This window comes from Roseobacter sinensis (assembly GCF_025755255.1).
In the GTDB taxonomy this organism is placed as follows: Bacteria; Pseudomonadota; Alphaproteobacteria; order Rhodobacterales; family Rhodobacteraceae; genus Roseobacter; species Roseobacter sinensis.
In genome coordinates, this window is record NZ_JALIEB010000053.1 from 1 (window position 1) to 2,512 (window position 2,512).

3 protein-coding genes are annotated in these 2,512 nt (G+C 61.9%); 1 reads left to right on the plus strand and 2 read right to left on the minus strand.

Annotated features, from left to right (window positions below; translation table 11 throughout):
• Window positions 1–239: hypothetical protein (locus MUB52_RS23810; RefSeq protein ID WP_263846649.1), on the plus strand; the 239-nt coding region annotated here is incomplete at its 5' end.
• A gap of 59 nt (window positions 240–298) precedes the next feature.
• Here the strand turns inward: MUB52_RS23810 and MUB52_RS23815 are convergent.
• Window positions 299–1,501 (minus strand): IS91 family transposase, encoded by a 1,203-nt coding sequence (locus MUB52_RS23815; protein WP_263846650.1) that lies wholly within the window; start codon window positions 1,499–1,501, stop codon window positions 299–301.
• Window positions 1,502–1,511: 10 nt separating this feature from the next.
• Window positions 1,512–2,384: a tyrosine-type recombinase/integrase gene (locus MUB52_RS23820; RefSeq protein ID WP_263846651.1), complete on the minus strand. Its 873-nt coding sequence runs from the start codon at window positions 2,382–2,384 to the stop codon at window positions 1,512–1,514.
• Window positions 2,385–2,512 lie beyond the last annotated feature (128 nt).

Genomic DNA, 2,512 nt, shown 5'->3' on the forward strand with positions numbered 1-2,512 from the left:
GTCTAAGGTTTGTTGCTGCTGTCAGCGCGAGCTGCAGCGGCGATAAATCTGACAAGGAGGAAAGCGCGGGCGGATTTCGTTGCTATGGGGATTGTGCGTTACGGCTGCAGAGGTGGATGAGCAAAGTGAGCGACTGTGTGATGACAGGCTGTGCAATCCAATTGATTTTCCCGATACGACTTGGCCAATTTGGCTCCCATGTTACCGCCACAGGCGTGATGCAGCCCAGGTTTTTGTGAGATGGCCGCACTGATTGGTCCGGGGTCTGCGCAAGAAGGGGCCCGGTTTTCGTGTTGTATCATGCGGCATCGTCCCAAGGTGGTGCGCGGGATTTGGGTGTTTGACCGCGCAGGAAGGTCTCAATGATGACCATCGCGCCGCCGCATTTGGGGCAAGACTGTTTCGCGTGCCGCTCGTCGTTGCCGTCACTTGTCCCTTCGTCTGATGTCTGCGCCGGTTCTGGCGCTGCATCCAACAAGCGCCTGATCTTCTCGATCCTGTCTCGTCGGATGCCATTGGCGAGGAAGCCTGCATGGCGGATGCGGTGGAAGCCGGGCGGCAGGACATGGATTAGGAACCGGCGAATGAACTCATTTGTGCGCAGGCGCATGACCTTCATCCGATCACCGCGCTTGATGCGGTAGTCTTTCCAGCGGAACGCCACGGTGCCCTCGTCGGCACTGACCAGGCGATGGTTGGAGATGGCGACGCGGTGCGTGTAGCGGCTGAGATAGGCCAGCACGGCTTCGGGTCCGCCGAAGGGTTGTTTGGCATAGACGACCCAGTCGGTTTTGCGCAGCGGCGCGAGATGGGTCGCGAAGGCGTCTGGCTCTGCCAGTCCCCCCAGATCACCGAGGAAGCGGAGCTTGCCGGTCTGGTGCAACCTCACCAGCCCTTCGAGGAACAGGCGCCGGAACAGCCGTGACAGGACCTTCACCGGCAGGAAGAACCCCGGACGGCAACCGATCCACCGGGTGCCGTCAGCCGACAAACCACCCCCTGGTACGATGACATGCACATGCGGGTGGTGGGTTATTGCCGAGCCCCATGTGTGCAGCACCGATGTCATGCCGATCCGCGCGCCGAGATGCTTCGGATCGACGGCGATGGTCAGCAGCGTCTCAGTCGATGCCTTGAACAGCAGGCCATAGACCGCCGCCTTGTTCCAATAGGCGATCTGCGCGACCTCGGCCGGGAGAGTGAAGACGACGTGGAAGTATTCGACCGGCAGCAGGTCTTCGATGCGCGCCGCCATCCAGTCCCGCGACGCGGCCCCCTGGCACTTTGGGCAGTGTCGATTGCGGCACGAGTTGTAGGCAATGTGCTCGTGACCACACCTCATGCAGACCGCGACATGCCCGCCGAGCGCAGCGGTGCGGCAGGTCTCGATGGCGGACATCACCTTCAACTGCGGCAGGTTCAGATGTCCGGCATTCTCACGGCGATAGGCGGGCCCATAGGCGCGGAAGATATCCGCGACCTCCAGCTTTGGGCGGGGCATCGGGCCAGGATCAGCCGGGTGCCGCTTCCCGCCTCACCAGCAGATCGAGCGGGCTGGTCACATCCTGGATCGTCTTGGTCGCCACCTTGGTGTAAATCGTCGTGGTCTCCAGCTTGGCGTGCCCGAGCAGCACCTGGATGACCCGGATGTCCGTCCCGCCCTCCAGCAGATGTGTCGCAAAGCTGTGCCGCAGGGTATGAGGCGACACATTCTTCCTGATCTCCGCGAAGTCGCAGGCCACCCCGAAGGCGCGACTGAACTGTCGGGTTGAGATCGGGTCGACCCGGTTGCGGCCCGGAAACAGCCAGCCAGCGGGCCGCGCCTCGCGATAGTAATCGCGCAGCAGCTCCAGAAGCGACGGCGACAGCATCACATAGCGATCCTTGCGGCCCTTGCCTTGCTCGATCCGGATCAGCATCCGGTCACTGTCGATGTCGCCGACCTTCAGATGGGTGACCTCGCTTGCCCTGAGCCCGCCACCATAGGCCACGCTGAAAGCTGCCCGGTATCTCAGCCCGGGTCCCGGTGCCGCTTCTAGAATGCGCGTGACCTCCTCGGCGCTCAGCACCACGGGGATCTTCTTCGCCGCCCGCTGGTAGCGCATGTGCCGCTTCATCTCCGGGCGCGGGCACGTCGTTGCAAAAAAGAAGCTCAGCACCGTTAGGCGATTGTTGAAGGTCGGCGCGCCGACACCGCGTTCCTTCATATCCAGTTGAAACGCCCGAAGCTCCTCCGGTGACGCGCTATCAGGTGAATGGCCCAGATACCGCGTGAAATCCCGCATTGCTCGCAGATACATCGTCTGCGTCTTCGGCTGCAGCCCCTTGATCCGCATGTCTTCGAAAAAGCGCTGGCGCAGCGCAGGCACATACTGGTCCGTCATCGGAACCTCCTGTCATCAGATTGAGAAGGCCCCAATCGTCAGGCAGGTGCGCCCATCCACCAAATCCACTGCTGAATTAATGCACTGTCATTGCCCCAAGCGCCAATACCGCGAGAGCGGTTTCGTCC

Bases quoted from the DNA above. Each gene is read 5' to 3' on its own strand.
- MUB52_RS23815 (WP_263846650.1), bottom strand. From the start codon at position 1,501: ATGCCCCGCCCAAAGCTGGAGGTCGCGGATATCTTCCGCGCCTATGGG.
- MUB52_RS23820 (WP_263846651.1), bottom strand. From the start codon at position 2,384: ATGACGGACCAGTATGTGCCTGCGCTGCGCCAGCGCTTTTTCGAAGAC.